Raw genomic sequence first — 16,682 nt, 5'->3', positions numbered from 1 at the left:
TTTGTTACAGGCACCCGACATAACACCGGGCAAAACGGGGACCGACGCAGGGAAAGAACGTTCAGGTGACGGCCAGCCGGCGACAGCAAACAGCCAGCCGGCCGTCCCGGCGCATCAATCGCGCCTCCTCCCTTCAAAACCTTGAACCGCCTGCGCACCGGCCGCAGCCTGAGGCTCCATAAAGAACGCCTCCAGCCCGAACAGCCAGGCCACGCAGTACGACAACCTCGACAGCAATCGCAGGCCTTTCTCGTCTTCAGCGACCTCGTCCTCCAGCGTTTGCGGTGTAGCGAACGTGACCCCTGCCGTTCCCGTGGCGAAACTTGCCGGCGTCGATTCCCGTGAAACCGGATCGAACTTCATGTGGCACCCCTTTCCTCGTTTTTGTGTGTGGCAGGGCTATATTGAGCAAACTCCGTACCAGTCATACCGATCACAAGAAATCCCTTCGCGCGAGCGATTTCCGCCGTCAGCGTGCGCTGGCGCACCCATTCCGATAACCCCGCCACAGCCGCCCCAGGCACTCACACTGTAAAAATTACAAGACCACCCTGCAAAAGCGTGAATCCCCGCATGACAAGGGGATTCCCCGGATCGCCACGCGTCGCCGGAGCTTCCCGAAAAGTCTCGTGCGTTCCTGATCTTTTTGTACACGCGTAATACCTTCAATCACGACAATGGTGTAAGGTGCAGCGGTTCCGTCTCGAAAATCGAGACCGCAAAAGCAGAACGCCAGCCCGCAGAGGAGATCGCATGAACTCACCCGAACGGACCCGTCTCGCGGATGTCCTGAACCCGCATCGCGACGCGCTGCTCACCGACTGGATCCGCCTGCATCTGCCGATCGCGCTGCGCCGCGGCCTCGCCATGGAAGCCGAAGTCCGCGAGCAGTTCTCGACGTTCCTCACGGTGTTCCTCGACACGCTCGCGAAGTCGGAAACGCTCGACGCAAGCCGCCCCGAATGGGAACCGTTACGCGCCTTTCTCGCCGATATGTCGGCTCACCGCGCACGCCAGGGCTACACGCCGGCGGAAACGGCCACCTTCGTGTTCTCGCTCAAACAGCCGCTCTACACGCGCCTGCGCGAAAGCTTCACGAATCCCGCCGAACTCGCGGACGTGAGCTGGGCGATCAATCTGCTGATCGACGAGCTGGGCCTCTACACCACCGAGGTCTTCCAGAACAGCCGCGAGGCGATCATCGCGCGCCAGCAGGAGGAACTGCTGGAGCTGTCCACGCCCGTCGTGCAATTGTGGGAAGGCGTGCTCGCACTGCCGCTGATCGGCACGCTCGATTCGGCGCGCACCCAGGTCGTGATGGAGAGCCTGCTGCAGAAGATCGTCGATACGGGCGCGGGCCTCGCGATCATCGACATTACCGGCGTGCCGACCGTCGACACCCTCGTCGCCCAGCATCTGCTCAAGACCGTGGCCGCCGCGCGCCTGATGGGCGCGGACTGCATCATCAGCGGCATCCGTCCGCAGATTGCCCAGACCATCGTGCATCTGGGCGTCGATCTCACCAATGTCACCACCAAGTCCACGCTCGCCGACGCCTTCGTGATCGCCCTGCAGCGCACCGGCTCGCAGATCATCAAGCCGACGGCCACGGCCTGAGCACCGGAGCCGAGCGATGGAACGCATACCGATTTTGCGTCTGGGCGACTACCTGATCGTCTCGATCCAGGTGGACATGCACGACCGCCTCGCGATGGCGCTGCAGGACGACCTCACGGCGCGCATCGTCAAGGAGTCGGCCAAGGGCGTGCTGATCGACATTTCGGCGCTCGACGTGGTCGATTCGTTCATCGGCCGCATGATCTCGAACACGGCGGCGATGGCAATGGTGCTCGATGCGCAGACCGTCGTGGTCGGGATGCGGCCTTCGGTGGCGATCACGCTGGTCGAGCTGGGCCTGACGCTCACCGGCGTGCGCACCGCGCTCGACATCGAAAAAGGTATGGCGCTGCTAAAACAGCGGCACGCCTAGCATGCCGATTGCTTTCGCCATGATGAACAGCAACGACGCGCCCGACCGGCTGATCGCGCAAGTGAGCCTGCGCTCGGACGAGGAAATCGTCCGGCTGCGGCAGATCGTGCGCGACCAGACGATTGCCCGGGGCTTTTCGCTGATCGAGCAGACCAAGTTCGTCACGGCGGCCAGCGAACTCGCGCGCAACACGCTGCAGCACGGCGGCGGCGGCGATGCGCGGCTCGAAGCGCTCAGCAACGGCGTGCGCGTGGGGCTGAAGATCACCTTCGTCGATCAGGGACCGGGCATTCCCGACATCGAACGCGCGTTGCAGGACGGCTTTACCAGCGGCAACGGCCTGGGGCTTGGGCTGGGCGGCTCGCGGCGCCTGTGCGACGCCTTTTCGATCGACTCCACGCCCGGCAACGGCACTACGGTCACCATCATCAAATGGAAAGTTCGCTAGACGGCGCTTCCGGCCTGGCCGGCGGCACCCATCGCGCCTTCGAGATCGGCGATGCGAGCAGCGTGGCGTTCGCGCGGCGCGGCGCCGCGCAGGCCGCCCTTCTGGCCGGTCTCAATGAGACCGACGCCGGCCGGCTGGCGATCGTGATCACCGAAGCCGCCACCAATATCCTCAAGCACGCGGGCCATGGCGAACTGCTGGTGCGCGCGTGCGGGCGCGGCGTGGAACTGATCGCGCTCGACCGCGGCCCCGGCATGGCCGATGTGCGCGCCGCGCTGTCCGACGGCCACTCGACGGCAGGCACGCCCGGCACGGGACTCGGCGCGATCCGGCGGCTCTCCGATCAGCTTGCGCTGTGGTCCCAGCCGGGGCACGGCACGGCGCTGCGCGTGCTGGTTCAGCAGCCCGGCACGCCGGGCCCGGCGCAGGCGGCTCCCGAAATCGGCGGCGTTTGCGTGCCGTATCGCGGCGAGGAAGTCAGCGGCGACGGCTGGCAGGCCCAGGCCGATCAGAGCGGCTTCACGCTGGCCGTCGCCGACGGTCTCGGCCACGGCGCCCAGGCGCACATCGCCGCGACCGCCGCGCTCGAAGTGCTGCGCCGGCGCGCGGGCCTGATGCCCGGCGCGTTGATGGAGCTTTCGCACGCGGCGCTGCAGCCGACGCGCGGCGCGGCGCTCGCGCTGGCGCGCTTCGACCTCGCGCGCTCGAGCGTGAGTTTCTGCGGCACCGGCAACATCTCGGCGGTTGCCTATGCGACTGGCAAACCGGGCCCCGGCGATCCGCGACCTGGCGGCGCGGGCCAGCGCGCCAGGACCGGCGCCAGCGCCCCGGCCGATGCGCCCGACGACGCGCGCGCGAGCTACCAGCTCGTCTCGCGCAACGGCATCGTCGGCCATACGATGCGCGGCGCCCAGGAGTACGAGTTCGCCTGGCGCGCGAACAGCGTCCTGATCCTGCATTCCGATGGCGTGGGCACGCGCTGGGACCTGGACGCGTGGCCGGGGCTTGCCCGCCAGAGCGCCGTGATGATCGCCGCCGTCCTCTACCGCGACTTCGCGCGCCGCAACGACGACGCCACCGTGGTCGTCGTCAAGGCGCAGCCGGGAGTACAGTTGACCCATGAAAACGCCGCTGCTGCGCATCCGCATTGAGACCGCCCAGGACGTCGTCGTGGCGCGCCGCCGCTCGCGCGATCTCGCGGCGGGCCTGGGCTTTTCCGCGCTCGACCAGACGCGCATCGCCAGCGCCGTGTCGGAAATCGCGCGCAATGCCTTCGAATACGCGGGCGGCGGCGAGGTGAGCTTCGCCTTCGACGCCACGCGCACGCCGCAAGCCTTCGAAATCATCGTGCGCGACCGCGGCCAGGGTCTGCGCGAGCTCGAAGCGGTGCTCGACGGCACGTACCGCTCGCCGGGCGGCATGGGCCTGGGGATCATGGGCAGCCGCCGCCTGATGGACCGCTTCGACATCGAATCGACACCACAAGGCACCACCGTCGCGATGGCGCGCCATCTGCCCAACGAGCGCGCCGCGCCGCGCGGCCGCGCGCTGGAACGCGTCGTCAACAGCGTGACCGCGCTCGCGCCGCAGGCCGATTCGCTCGCCGAAGTGCAGCAGCAGAACCGCGAACTGATGGCGACGCTCGACGAACTGCGCGCGCGCCAGGAAGAACTCGCGCGCCTGACCCAGGAACTGGAGGCGACCAATCGCGGCGTGGTCGCGCTATATGCCGAACTCGACGAGCGCGCCGAAGAACTGCGCCGCGCCGATCTGATGAAGACGCGCTTCCTCTCCAACATGAGCCACGAATTGCGCACGCCGCTTTCGTCGATCAGCGCGCTCGCCAATCTGCTGCTCAATCGCCTGGACGGCGACCTGACGACGGAACAGGAGCATCAGGTGAAGCTGATTCTCGCGTCGGCGCAAACGCTCGGTGAAACCGTGGACGATCTGCTCGATCTCGCCAAGATCGAGGCCGGCAAGACCGAGGTGTCGCCCGCGTGGTTCGATCCCGCCGATCTGTTCGCCGCGCTGCGCACGATGCTCACGCCGCTGCTCGCCACGCCGCGCGTCTCGCTCGAATTTGCCGCGACGGCGGGCCTGCCGCGCCTTTATACCGACGAGCCGAAACTCACGCAGATCCTGCGCAATTTCGTCTCGAACGCGCTCAAGTACACGGAACGCGGGCAGATTCGCGTGGGCGCGCGGCTCGAAGCGTCCGGCGAGCGCGTGGTGTTTTTTGTCGCGGATACGGGCATCGGAATTGCTCCTGAACATCACCCCATTATTTTCGAGGAATTCGGTCAGGTGCAGAACCGTTTGCAGCAGCGCGTGAAAGGCACCGGCCTCGGCCTGCCGCTGTGCCGCAAGCTGGCCGCGCTGCTGGGCGGGGAAGTCGGCGTCGAAAGCGAACTGGGCGTGGGCTCGACCTTTTACGTCGATCTGCCCGTGCGCCTTGCCAGCGACGAGGACGCCGATGTCACCGATCGCGCCGACGATGAGGCAAGCGAACAAGCCCGTTCGCGAGGCGCCGCATCGTGACCTACGCCACCGTCATTCTCAATGTCGACGACAACGAAGGCGCGCGCTACGTGAAGTCGCGCGTGTTGCGCCACGCGGGCTTCGCGGTCATCGAAGCCGCCACGGGCCAGGGCGCGCTCGACGCCGTGAGCGAGCAGTCGCCGGCGCTCGTGCTGCTCGACGTGAAGCTGCCCGACATCAGCGGCATCGAGGTGTGCCGCCTCATCAAGCAGAATCCGCAGACCAGCTCCACGCTGGTGCTGCAGACCTCGGCCGCCGCCGTGCAGGCGCGCGACAAGATTCGCGCGCTCGACGGCGGCGCGGACAGCTATCTGACCGAGCCGGTCGATCCCGCCGAACTGGTGGCGAACGTGCGCGCGCTGCTGCGCCTGTACGCCGCCGAAAAAGCGCTGCGCGACGCCGACCGCCGCAAGGACCGCTTTCTGGCGACGCTCGCGCACGAGTTGCGCAACCCGCTCGCGCCGATCCGCAACGCCATCGAACTGCTCGATCCGCGCCACGGCGCGAGCGATGCCGGACGCGCCGACGCGCGGCAGATCGCGAGCCGCCAGGTCGAACATCTCGGCCGCCTCGTCGACGATTTACTCGACGTTTCGCGCATCTCGCACGGCAAGATCGCCTTGCAGATGACGACGCTCGACTTGCGGCAGATTGTCGAAATGGCCGTGGAAACGAGCCGTCCGGTACTCGACGCCAAGCAGCAGCAACTCACCGTGAGCAACACGCCGGGGCCTTGCCACATCGTCGGCGACGGCATCCGCGTCGCGCAGATCATCAGCAATCTGCTGTCGAATTCGGCAAAATACACGGCTGCCGGCGGCGCGGTGACGCTGCGCCTCGAAGCCGACAGCGATGAAGTGGCGATCGGCGTGCGCGACAATGGCATCGGCATCGCGCCCGACGAGCTGCCCTACGTCTTCGAGCTTTTCATGCAGTCGCGCGACGCGGTCAAGCGTGCCGATGGGGGCCTTGGCATCGGCCTCGCGCTGGTGCGAGAACTCGCGGAACTGCACGGCGGCTCGGTAAACGCTTATTCGGAAGGGCTCGGCAAAGGTTCGGAATTCGTCGTGCGTCTGCCCATCGCACGCGCGCCGCAAGCCGACGACGCACCCACAAACAACAACAATATGGATAACGAAACAATCCCGCGCAAACGCCGCGTCCTGATCGCCGACGACAACGTGGATTCGGCGACCTCGCTCCGGATGCTGCTCGAACTCGAAGGCCACGAGGTACGCGTGGCCCATGACGGCCCCAGCGCGCTCGCGCTCGCCCAGAGCTTCGAGCCGCATGTGGCGATTCTCGATATCGGCCTGCCCGGCATGGATGGCCATGCGCTCGCCAAGGCCCTGCGGGCGCGGCCCGCCACGGCCCGCACGCAGTTGATCGCCCTCACCGGCTATGGTCAGGAGCGCGACCGCCAGGCCACCGCCGAAGCCGGCTTTGACCGGCATCTCGTGAAGCCCGCGCCGTTCGACGAAATCCTGCGCGAAATCGAAGGAACCAAGGCGGACTAACGGCACGCGTTGGCTTTCGTCGGTAAAAAGGGGATTGCGGATGAAGGTAAAAGTACGCGCCATCGGCATTGGCGATCTCGAACTCGTCTGCCGCCATCGCGAGGCGATGTTCAGCGAAGCGGGCCGCGACGCCGCCACGCTCGCAACGATGACGGAGCACTTTCGTGTCTGGCTGGCGCCACGTCTCGCCGACGGGCGCTACTTCGGCTTCGCGCTCAACGATGTCAATGTCGATGTCAAGGACGGTGCGCCCATCGCCGGCATCGGCCTGATGGAAATCGACTGGCCGCCCCATCCTGCCCACCCCGCGCAGGACCGGCGCGGCTATGTGCTCAACGTCTACGTCGAGCCGCACGCGCGGCGGCGAGGCCTCGCCCGCCAGCTCATGCAACTCGCCGACGAGGAATTCGCGCGGCGCGGCATCCGCCATGCGATCCTGCATGCGACCGAGCAGGGCCGCGATCTCTATCGCCAACTGGGTTGGGGCGCGACGACCGAAATGGCCAAGACGCTGTAAGCCCACCCTTTTTCTCAAGCCGCCGTTCATCCGTGCCGTTAACGGGTTGAGCTTTCAACCTTCTCACGGAGCCACGCTTGAACGGGAACACGCGCGCTATTATTTCCAGACCCAAAACCGGCGCCTTCGCCGCGCTCGCGGCCGTCGTCCCTCTTTCGTTCGCCCTGTTGCTGTCGGGCTGCGTGACCCATACGCGAGTAGTCGCCACGCCCGCGCGCCCCGTGGTCGTGGCCGCACCGCCGCCTGTCGTGATGGCCGCGCCGGCTTACGTGCCCGAGCCGCATGATGCCTACGTTTCTGTCGCGCTCGATCGCGACGTGGTCGTGATCGGCGGCATGACGTACATCTGGTTTGTCGGACCGGACGGTCAGCGTCATCGGCACTATTACGGTCGCGGCGATCTTCGTGCCGAGGTGTTTCACCGCCGCGCCGAATTGCACAACGTGATGGCACACCACGAAGGCCACCTGCCGATGCAGAGCGCCTACGTCGCGCCGCCGTCGATGCGTGCCGCGACGCCTCACTCGCGCGTGCACGTGGAGATGGTCGCGCGCCCCAGTGGCATACCGCATTCGATGGCGCACCCGGGCGACCGCCCTCATCCGCATCCCGAGCCGCGCCAGGCGCAGCATCAGATGGCCGCCCCCACTCACAACGCCGCCGACCATGGCCGCCGCCTGCCGAATGCGCATCCCGGCGATGCCCGTCCAATGGCCGGCGTGCCGCGTCATACGGTGTAAGCGCTCGCCGTAAGGTGATTCAAAAACCGCCGTGCGCGCTGCGCCCTGGCGGTTTTTTACGCCAATTGATTCGACATCCTGATCATTCATTACGACGCTCATCGCACAGTCGAATGCCCACCCCTAATATGGGCAATAGGGCGGCACGCAACCTTTTATATCACGTTACGATATAATTCGCGACATTCGAGCCGACCCCGGCCCGGCTTCTTTTGTCGCTATTTCCACCGTGTCACGCCACACCCTCTTCCATTGGCTCGCGCGCTTTGCGCCGCCGCCCGTTGCCCTGCGCTGGCGCGAACGGCTGCGCTCGGGCGTCGGCGCCTTGCTGGGCATCGCGCTTACGGGCGCCGTCTCGCACAGTCTGCTCGGCAATGCCTCGACGATTCCCTGGCTGATCGCACCGATGGGCGCTTCCGCCGTGCTGCTGTTCGGCGTGCCCGCCAGCCCGCTGGCGCAGCCGTGGTCGCTCATCGGCGGCAATCTGGTGTCGGCTATCGTGGGCGTGACCTGCGCGCTTTTCATCGACGATCCGGTCGTGGCCGCCGCCGTCGCCGTAGGTCTGGCGATCTGCGCGATGTTCACGCTGCGCTGCGTGCACCCGCCTTCGGGCGCGGTCGCCCTGACCGCCGTGCTGGGCGGCCCCGCCGTACGCGCGCTCGGCTATGAGTTCGTGCTGGAACCGGTGCTGCTGCAATCGTTCGTGCTGTTCGCCAGCGCGCTCGTCTACCACAAGGCGACGGGCCATCGCTATCCGCATACCGCACACACGGCGACGCATGCATCGCCCGCGCCCGCCGCGAGCGGCTTCGCGCGCGCGGATCTCGAAGCCGCCTTGCGCGAGCGCGACGAACTGCTCGACGTCGATCCCGACGATCTCGAAGCGCTGCTGCGCGAAACCGAAATCCACGCCTATGCGCGCAGCTTTGGCGTGCTCAATTGCGCCGATGTCATGTCGCGCAACGTGGTGAGCATCTCGCCCGCGACCACGGTGGGCGAAGCACGCGCGCTGCTGCGGCAGCATGACGTAAAGGCGCTGCCGGTAGTGGACGCGCAGCGGTACGTGAAGGGCATCGTCACGCGCGCCGACCTCGCCGACGACGGCGCAAACCCCCATCCGCTGCGCGCGCTGCTGGGTTCGCTGGGCTTCGGTGCCCGAGCGAGCGCAGGCGACAGCGCGCGCGTGAGCACGCTCATGAGCACGCACGTGCGCACCATCGCCGCCGCGACGCCCATCGTCGAATTGCTCGCGCTCTTCGCGGGCCGGGGCCACCATCACGTCCCGGTGGTGGATAGCGAGCGGCGCCTCGCCGGCATCGTCACGCAGGCCGATCTGATTTCGGGACTTTATCGGCAGACGCAGCCGCTGCAGAAACAGCGCGCCTGACGTACACGACGCGCCCTGTACAACGAGCCATTGCGACTATAAATATCATGTCGTGATATATTCGCAGATCGAATCGTTCCACCATGGATCCCCGATGAAGCAAACGCCAGGCGGCCTGAAAAAGGCCGATTTCGAGCAACTGTCCGAATTCCGCTATCAGATGCGCCGCTTCGAGCGCTTCTCGGAGCAGGCGGCCCAGAACGAAGGCATCACGCCGTTGCAATATCTGCTGCTACTGCACGTGAAGGGCTATCCGGGCCGCGAGTGGGCGACCATCGGCGAGCTGGCCGAGCGTCTGCAGGCGCAGCATCACGGCGTGGTCGCGCTGGTTTCGCGCTGCGAGGCGCTCGAACTCGTGGCGCGGCGCGTGAGCGAGCGCGACCGCCGCCAGGTGGAAGTGCATCTGCTCGCCGCCGGCGAAAAACTGCTCGCGCGCCTTGCCGAACTGCATCGCGCGGAGCTGCGCTCGCTCGAAGGCGCCTTCACCATTCCGCACATCGACCTCTGACGACCATGCATTCCGACGATTCCCACAAGCGCGACTTTTCGGCCAACGCGCGCCTGCCCGGCATCGGCGCGCTCGCCGCCGTGATTGGCGGCCTGGCGACGCTCGCCGCGTACGTGCTCCTGAACCTGATCCATTGGTTCACGAACCTGTTTTTCTATGGCCGTTTCTCGTTCGCCGACCATTCGCCCGCGCTCAACACGCTGGGCGCCTGGGTGATCGTCGTGCCCGTGGCGGGCGGGCTGATCGTCGGCATGATGGCGCGCTACGGTTCGGAAAAGATTCGCGGCCACGGCATTCCTGAAGCAATCGAAGCGATCCTGTTCGGCAAGAGCCGCATGTCGCCGAAGGTGGCCGTGCTCAAGCCGCTGTCGTCGGGCATCGTGATCGGCAGCGGCGGCCCGTTCGGCGCGGAAGGCCCGATCATCATGACGGGCGGCGCGTTAGGCTCGCTGCTCGCGCAATGCGTGCGCCTCACCGCCGCCGAGCGCAAGACGCTGCTGGTGGCGGGCGCCGCCGCGGGCATGACCGCGGTGTTCGGCACGCCGGTCGCCGCCGTGCTGCTCGCGGTCGAACTGCTGCTGTTCGAGTGGCGTCCGCGCAGCTTCCTGCCGGTCGCGCTCGCCTGCGCGGTGGCGGGCTTCGCGCGCGCACTTGTGTTCGGCACCGACCCGCTCTTCGCGATGCAGACGCCGCCGCCCCATGCGCTTGCGCTGGGTTCGTGCGTGATCGCGGGGCTGCTGTCGGGTGCGCTGGCGTCGGGGCTGTCTGCCTCGCTCTACAAGGTCGAAGATCTGTTCAAGCGCCTGCCGCTGCACTGGTCCTGGTGGCCCGCGATCGGCGGTCTGGCCGTGGGCATCGGCGGCTTCATCGAACCGCGCGCGCTAGGCGTCGGTTACGACGTGATCGGCGATCTGCTGCATCAACATATCCTGCTGCAAGCCGCCATTGCGATTCTCGCCGTGAAATCCGTGATCTGGGTGATCGCGCTGGGTTCGGGCACCTCGGGCGGCGTGCTCGCGCCGTTGCTGATGCTGGGCGCGGGTCTGGGCAGCGTGCTCGGCCACGTGCTGCCCGGCGGCGATCCCGCGCTGTGGCCGCTCGTGTGCATGGCCGCGACGCTCGGCGCCACGCTGGGCGCGCCGCTCACGGCCATTGTGTTCGCCTTCGGCCTCACGCACGACAGCAACGCGCTGTTGCCGCTGCTCGCGGCAACGCTGGTCGCGCATGGTTTCGCCACGGTCGTCATGAAGCGCTCGATCATGACCGAAAAGATCGCGCGGCGCGGTTATCACATTTACCGCGAATACGGCGTCGATCCGCTGGAGCGCCATTACGTCGATGAAGTGATGACGCGCCAGGTCGATACGATCGATGCCGGCGTGAGCGTGCGCGAAGCGAGGGCGCGTTACTTCGGCGCGTCGCAGCAGCGCCGCGCGTGGCCGGTGGTGCGCGACGGGCGAGTGCTGGGCGTGGCGGATCGCGCGATGCTCGAAGCGGTGCGCGCGGACGATGCGCTCGATCAGCCGATCGGCGCGCTGTTCGCGGGTCGTTCCGCCGATGTGGCCTTGCCCGAGGAAACCTGCCGCCAGATCGCCGCGCGTCTCGCCGTGCATGGACTCGAACGGCTGCCGGTGGTGAACAGCCGCGAGACGATGCGGCTCGTGGGGATCGTCTCGCGCAGCGATCTGGTGAAGCTGTCGCTCGCGCACTTCGAGGAAGAGACCAAGCGCGAACGCTTCCGGCGCATTGGTATCGGCGGCAATGCGAAGCGGCGATATCCGCCGGTACGTCGGGCGGGTTGAGCGGGCGTCTTCTGGAGCGTCGCTGGATTGCGCATGTATCGGATCGGCGGGCCTGAACATCCTCGACTCGCTGATTGCCGACCTGTCTGCTCGCAATGGGCATTTCAACCATCCCACTTTTCTGTCTGACTGCGCCGCGCGGATTTGGCTGTTAGTTGCGATAATAGCGACGTAATCTGCGCCACTTGAGTGCCGGACCGCGCCGCACGCACTGCTGCGGTGCGCCACATCTGACGCAGCGCCAGGCCGCGCCTCTCGATTGCACCTCTTGCGCCCTCATCTCGTGCGCCGCACAAACTGGCACGCACCTTGCTGACGAATGCTGTGCGCCGCAAAGACGCGGCGCGTCCAGTACGACGCTCCAAACGCGCCGAAATCCCATTCCGTCGGGCAATGCAGTTCGACACGCGACGCACGCTCCGCCACGTCGAACCCCAGATGCCATCGACCCACGAAACACCATGCTGCGCGTCCTGCTCGTAACCGACACCGACAAGCCCATCGGCGATCTGCGCGACGCGCTCGCGCGGCTCGGCTACGACATGCTCGCCGAGCCCGCGACGCCGCAGGCGCTGCACCGCGTCGTCGAGCGCGAGCGGCCCGACGTCATCATCATCGACACCGAATCGCCCTCGCGCGACACGCTCGAACAGCTCGCCGTGATGAACGCCACCGCGCCGCGCCCCGTGCTGATGTTCAGCAACGACGCCAACCAGCAGTTGATCCGCTCGGCCGTGAACGCGGGCGTGACCGCCTATCTGGTCGAAGGACTGGCGGGCGAGCGCATCGCGCCCATCCTCGAAGTCGCGCTCGCGCGTTTCGCCCAGGAAGCGCAGTTGCGCGAACGCCTCACGCAAGCCGAAAACGAACTCGCCGAGCGCAAACTGATCGATCGCGCCAAGCGCATCCTGATGGACCAGCAGAAGATGACCGAGCCCGCTGCCTACGCGATGCTGCGCAAGCGCGCGATGAACCAGAGCCTCAAGCTTGCCGAAGCCGCCCGCCAGATCGTCGCGGCGGCGCAGTCCGAACATTGACCAGGCTTGCCCCGAATTGAAGCGTTGACTCTCATGAACGAATCCAGGCACGCGGCCGCGCCGCCCGAAAAGACCCATCTGAAGATCGGCTTCGTGCCGCTCGCCGACGCCGCGCCTGTCGTCGCCGCGAAGCTGCTGGAGTTCGGCCACGCGCACGGCCTCACGCTCGAACTCTCGCGCCAGCCCTCGTGGGCGGCGCTGCGCGACAAGCTGCTGGCCGGCGAACTGGACGCCGCGCATTCGCTCTACGGGCTGGTGTACGGCGTGCAGCTCGGCATCGGCGGCCCCCAGACGGACATGGCCGTGCTGATGGTGCTCAACCGCAACGGCCAGGCGATCTCGCTGTCCAACCGGCTCGCCGATGCGCTCGCGCAGCACGGCACGCTGCCGCGCGCGCTCGGGCGCAAACCTGTATTCGCGCAGACTTTCCCGACCGGCACACATGCGATGTGGCTGTATTACTGGCTCGCCGCGCAGGGCGTGCATCCGCTGCGCGATATCGAGAGCGTGGTGATTCCGCCTCCGCAGATGGTGGCCGCGCTCGCCGAAGAGCGCCTTGACGGCCTGTGCGTGGGCGAACCCTGGCCCACGCTCGCGCAGCGGCGCGGCATGGGGCGCACCGTGGTGCGCAGCGGCGAGATCTGGCCGGATCATCCCGAGAAAGTGCTGGCCTGCCGTCGCGATTTCGTCGAACGCTATCCGAACACGGCGCGCGCGCTGGTCCAGACCATGCTGGAAGCGTGCCGCTGGCTCGACGGCGCAGGGCATCGCGCCGAGATCGCCCAATGGCTGGCGCGCCCTGAAATGCTGGGTGCGGATGCGGATTTGATCGCTTCCGTGCTCGAAGGGGAAACGGGTTTGGGCACGCCCGATATGAAGTTTTTCGAGGACGGCGCGGTGAATTATCCGTTGGAGTCCGAAGGAATCTGGTTTCTCACGCAGTTCGAGCGCTGGGGGATGATGGCGCGGCGCGAAGACTACCAGGCGATTGCGCAAGCGTTGAATCAGACGACGCTTTATCGGCAGGCCGCTGCGGCGATCGGGGTAAAGGTGCCGATGGTTTCGCCGAAGCCGGTTTTTATCGACGGACGGGCTTGGGATGGAGAAAACGCGGCGGCGTATGTCGAAGGGTTTCCGCTCAAGGCTTGAACCCCAACGCCGCCCGCGCCGCTTACTTCACCACCACTTCCGTGTGCCCCACCACCGGCGGCTTTTCAAAATACGGGCCGACGAGGCGACGCCATTCCTGGAAGTCGTCGGATTCGCGGAAGTGGACCATATGGTCCTCGATGGTCTCCCACTGCACGACCAGCACGTACTGGTTCGGCTCTTCCACGCCGCGTTGCAGTTCGACGCCGCGGCAGCCGCGCGCGCGGTGGAAAAGCGGCAGCGCCTGCGTCACGCCCGCTTCGAATTCGGCGTTCTTGCCCGCCAACACCGTGATATGTGCCATTTCGTAGACCACGTTCTGCTCCTTGCTTTCTCGTTGATTCGTCGGAATAGTGCGCCTTCGCCGAAAGCTGACGCGCACGCCACGTTATCACGCATCGGCGTCTGCCCGCCTTTCCGATTGCTTGTGGCGACGCAGGCGAGCGCCCGCCCGCGCCGCCATCCGGGAGAGAACAATCAGAACTTCGTATGCAGGCCCACGCGCGCGACGGTCTGGGTCTGCCCGCTCGATGCGCCATCCGAACTGTTCATGCCGTTAATCTGCGCATAGCCACCCGCACTCGCACGCTGGTACACGCCGAGCACATAGACACTGGTGCGCCTGGACAGCGCGTAATCGACGATAGCCGCGACTTGATGCGCGTGATTATTATCGACCACGTCGTTGCCCTTCATGTACATATACGACGCGCCTGCGCTCAGGGCCGGGGTGAAGTAATAGTGCGCGCCCACCGATCCTTCGTACACGGAGCCGCCGTTATACGAGTTATGCACGGTGGTGAAGAGCGCGTTGGTCGTCCAGCCGCCAAAGCGATAATGCGCGCCGATGCCCCAGTTGCGCACGCTCACGTCGCCTTCGCCGGTCACCACGTACTTAAGGTTCGTGTACGCCGCATTCACGCTGAAATTCTCATGCGCGTAGTTCAACGCGAAGCTCGATCCGTTACCCGTGCCGATCGATCCCGCCACGTTGCCGAAGCTATACATCGCCCCCGCGCTGAAGCCGCCGAAGGTCGGCGACACATACTTCACCGCGTTGTTGACGGTCTCGCCCGCCATGCGGTCCCAGTCGAACGCGCCCGTGGCGTTGCTGGGCAGCGCGAGCTTGTCGAACGGACCCGCGCGGAAGTCGTAGAAGTGGCCGGAGAGTTCGGCCGGATCGTCGCCCGCGAAGTAGAGCGAGTCCGTCATGAAGTCGTACTGGTTACCCAGCGACAGCTTGCCGTACACAGGGTTGCTCAGACCGACGATCGACGTGCGGCTAAAGAGGCTCTTGTTCGGCATGAAGCTGCCGTTGTCGATCTGAAACTGGTTGACGAGTTGGAAGAATGCCTTGCTGCCGCCGCCCAGATCTTCCGTGCCGGTCAAGCCCCAGAGGTTCGGGCCGTTCACGCCATCGTCCATCTTCACATTGCTGTGGCCGCCCTGATTGCTCACGTACGTAATGCCCGTGTCCATCATCCCGAAAAGCGTCACGCTGCTCTGCGCGAACACCGGGCCTGCGCAGATCATCCCCGCCAGCACGGCCATATTCTTTATGTACTGCTTATTTTTCGTCACGGTCCAGGTCTCCTGTCTTGGATAGCAATCGTATCGTTGGTATTTGTTGGTATTGGCCGATTGTGTGGCGGCGACGCGCTTCAGGCGTCCGCGACCGGCACGGTAATGAAGCGCAGCGCGAGACGGTTGAGCAGGATCGCCGCAGCAGCCACAAGAGCAGGCACGGCCAGCACGGAGAACACCGTCGAAAAGCTGAAGCCCAACGACAGCAGCACGCCACCCACAAACGAGCCGAGAATGCCGCCAAGCCGGCCGAAGCCCAGCATCCAGCTCACGCCGGTCGCGCGGGCGCGGGTCGGGTAGCAGGTCGGCGCCAGTGCGTTGAGGCCTGTTTGCGCGCCGCTCATGAAGAAGCCTGCGCAAGCCACCAGCACGGTCAGCATGCCGGATTTGAGCGTGCCCATGCCCAGCGCGAAGATGAACACGCCGCCCAGCAGATAAGCCGCGCCGATCACGGCGTTACGGTCGAGCCGGTCCATCGCGAAGCCCACGACAATCGCACCCACCGTGCCGCCCAGCTGGAACATGCCGGTGATCGCCGCCGCGCGTTCGACGGGCAGGCCAGCGTCCTTGATGAGTGTCGGCAGCCAGCCGGTGAGCAGATAGATAATCAGGAGTCCCATGAAGTAGGTGACCCACAGCATCAACGTGCTCATGGCATAACCGTCCGCGAACAGCATCCGTACGGGCGCCTTGGCCGCGACGGCGGGTTCCGGCGAAGTGAATCGCGTGTCCGCGGCGAAGCGATGGCCACTCACGCGCGAGAGCGTGGCGGCGATGCGTTCGGCGGAGAAGCGGCGCACCAGCAGGAAGCGCGCGGATTCCGGCAGCAGACCCAGCAGCACGGGCACGAACAGGATCGGCAGTACGCCGCCGCAGACGAACACGCCGCGCCAGCCGAAGTGCGGAATCAGCACCGCCGCGACAAAGCCGCCCGCGCCCGAGCCGAAGTTAAAGCCCGTGAACATGATGGTGAGCAGCAGCGAACGGCTCTTCGACGGCACGTATTCGGAGAGCAGCGTCGTCGAGTTGGGCATTGCCGCGCCCAGGCCGAGACCGGTGAGAAAGCGCAACGCGACCAGTTGACCCGGGGTGTTCGCGAACGCGCACAGCAGACTGAAGACGCCAAAGCACGCGACCGAGCCGAGCAGCACTTTCTTGCGGCCGATGCGGTCCGCCGACGGTCCCGCGACCAGCGCGCCTATCGCGAGACCCACCATCGCCGCACTCATCACCGGGCCGAACGCGGCGCGCGCGATGCCCCACTCCTTCATGACGACGGGCGCGACAAAGCCCATCACGGCCGTGTCGAGGCCGTCGAGCGTCACGATCAGAAAACAGAGGGCGAGGACGAGCCACTGGAAGCCCGACATTTTTCGGGCGTCGATAAAGCCCTTGATATCCACTGCATCAGCAGAGTTCATGCGTGTCTCCGAAGTTAGTTTTTCCCCGCTCCTGTGCTTCG

General features: G+C 66.1%; 17 protein-coding genes. 13 read left to right on the top strand and 4 right to left on the bottom strand.

Annotation, left to right across the window (positions count from 1 at the left end):
- Positions 1 to 114: 114 nt before the first annotated feature.
- Positions 115 to 363 (bottom strand): hypothetical protein, encoded by a 249-nt coding sequence (locus B0G62_RS17550; protein ID WP_103705493.1) that lies wholly within the window; start codon positions 361 to 363, stop codon positions 115 to 117.
- 390 nt (positions 364 to 753) lie between these two features.
- Between B0G62_RS17550 and B0G62_RS17545 the strand changes: the two genes are divergently transcribed.
- The 13 genes from B0G62_RS17545 to B0G62_RS17485 all read left to right on the top strand — a co-directional run bounded on the left by B0G62_RS17545 (position 754) and on the right by B0G62_RS17485 (position 13,636).
- A complete protein-coding gene (locus tag B0G62_RS17545) occupies positions 754 to 1,617 on the top strand; it encodes an STAS domain-containing protein (RefSeq protein ID WP_103705492.1) in 864 nt (287 codons plus the stop codon).
- 16 nt (positions 1,618 to 1,633) lie between these two features.
- Positions 1,634 to 1,990 carry an STAS domain-containing protein gene (locus B0G62_RS17540; RefSeq protein ID WP_103705491.1) on the top strand — a complete coding sequence of 119 codons (357 nt, stop codon included), beginning with the start codon at positions 1,634 to 1,636 and terminating at the stop codon, positions 1,988 to 1,990.
- Position 1,991: 1 nt separating this feature from the next.
- Positions 1,992 to 2,438, top strand: coding sequence for an anti-sigma regulatory factor (locus tag B0G62_RS17535; RefSeq protein WP_407671207.1), 447 nt, complete (start codon positions 1,992 to 1,994; stop codon positions 2,436 to 2,438).
- Positions 2,423 to 3,589: an ATP-binding protein gene (locus B0G62_RS17530; RefSeq protein ID WP_103705490.1), complete on the top strand. Its 1,167-nt coding sequence runs from the start codon at positions 2,423 to 2,425 to the stop codon at positions 3,587 to 3,589. Before B0G62_RS17535 ends, B0G62_RS17530 begins: the two co-directional genes overlap by 16 nt.
- Positions 3,558 to 4,979: an ATP-binding protein gene (locus tag B0G62_RS17525; RefSeq protein ID WP_103705489.1), complete on the top strand. Its 1,422-nt coding sequence runs from the start codon at positions 3,558 to 3,560 to the stop codon at positions 4,977 to 4,979. The genes B0G62_RS17530 and B0G62_RS17525 overlap by 32 nt, the downstream gene beginning before the upstream one ends.
- Positions 4,973 to 6,496 (top strand): ATP-binding response regulator, encoded by a 1,524-nt coding sequence (locus tag B0G62_RS17520; RefSeq protein ID WP_103705488.1) that lies wholly within the window; start codon positions 4,973 to 4,975, stop codon positions 6,494 to 6,496. Before B0G62_RS17525 ends, B0G62_RS17520 begins: the two co-directional genes overlap by 7 nt.
- A 40-nt stretch (positions 6,497 to 6,536) precedes the next feature.
- A complete protein-coding gene (locus B0G62_RS17515) occupies positions 6,537 to 7,013 on the top strand; it encodes a GNAT family N-acetyltransferase (protein ID WP_103705487.1) in 477 nt (158 codons plus the stop codon).
- A gap of 77 nt (positions 7,014 to 7,090) precedes the next feature.
- Positions 7,091 to 7,753, top strand: coding sequence for a hypothetical protein (locus B0G62_RS17510; RefSeq protein ID WP_103705486.1), 663 nt, complete (start codon positions 7,091 to 7,093; stop codon positions 7,751 to 7,753).
- A 229-nt stretch (positions 7,754 to 7,982) separates the two neighbouring features.
- On the top strand, positions 7,983 to 9,140 hold the full coding sequence (locus B0G62_RS17505) for an HPP family protein (protein ID WP_103705485.1): 1,158 nt from the start codon (positions 7,983 to 7,985) through the stop codon (positions 9,138 to 9,140).
- 94 nt (positions 9,141 to 9,234) lie between these two features.
- Positions 9,235 to 9,648: a MarR family winged helix-turn-helix transcriptional regulator gene (locus B0G62_RS17500; RefSeq protein ID WP_103705484.1), complete on the top strand. Its 414-nt coding sequence runs from the start codon at positions 9,235 to 9,237 to the stop codon at positions 9,646 to 9,648.
- A gap of 5 nt (positions 9,649 to 9,653) precedes the next feature.
- A complete protein-coding gene (locus B0G62_RS17495; RefSeq protein ID WP_103705483.1) occupies positions 9,654 to 11,450 on the top strand; it encodes a chloride channel protein in 1,797 nt (598 codons plus the stop codon).
- A gap of 461 nt (positions 11,451 to 11,911) precedes the next feature.
- A complete protein-coding gene (locus B0G62_RS17490) occupies positions 11,912 to 12,487 on the top strand; it encodes an ANTAR domain-containing response regulator (RefSeq protein WP_103705482.1) in 576 nt (191 codons plus the stop codon).
- A gap of 33 nt (positions 12,488 to 12,520) precedes the next feature.
- Positions 12,521 to 13,636: a CmpA/NrtA family ABC transporter substrate-binding protein gene (locus tag B0G62_RS17485; RefSeq protein ID WP_103705481.1), complete on the top strand. Its 1,116-nt coding sequence runs from the start codon at positions 12,521 to 12,523 to the stop codon at positions 13,634 to 13,636.
- Positions 13,637 to 13,658: 22 nt separating this feature from the next.
- On the opposite strand, the gene B0G62_RS17480 is transcribed toward B0G62_RS17485, so the two are convergent.
- The 3 genes from B0G62_RS17480 to B0G62_RS17470 all read right to left on the bottom strand — a co-directional run bounded on the left by B0G62_RS17480 (position 13,659) and on the right by B0G62_RS17470 (position 16,641).
- Positions 13,659 to 13,952, bottom strand: a complete 294-nt coding sequence (locus B0G62_RS17480) for an antibiotic biosynthesis monooxygenase family protein (RefSeq protein WP_208624235.1) — start codon at positions 13,950 to 13,952, stop codon at positions 13,659 to 13,661.
- Positions 13,953 to 14,113: 161 nt separating this feature from the next.
- Positions 14,114 to 15,187: a porin gene (locus B0G62_RS17475; protein WP_103705480.1), complete on the bottom strand. Its 1,074-nt coding sequence runs from the start codon at positions 15,185 to 15,187 to the stop codon at positions 14,114 to 14,116.
- A 110-nt stretch (positions 15,188 to 15,297) separates the two neighbouring features.
- The gene (locus B0G62_RS17470; RefSeq protein WP_103705479.1) at positions 15,298 to 16,641 is read right to left on the bottom strand and encodes an MFS transporter; all 1,344 of its coding nucleotides are present in this window, start codon (positions 16,639 to 16,641) and stop codon (positions 15,298 to 15,300) included.
- Positions 16,642 to 16,682: the final 41 nt, after the last annotated feature.

Origin of the sequence: Paraburkholderia eburnea (genome assembly GCF_002917095.1) — a bacterium.
GTDB lineage: Bacteria > Pseudomonadota > Gammaproteobacteria > Burkholderiales > Burkholderiaceae > Paraburkholderia > Paraburkholderia eburnea.
The sequence above is the reverse complement of the archived record's forward strand: the minus strand, read 5'-3'. Positions and strand labels throughout refer to the sequence as shown.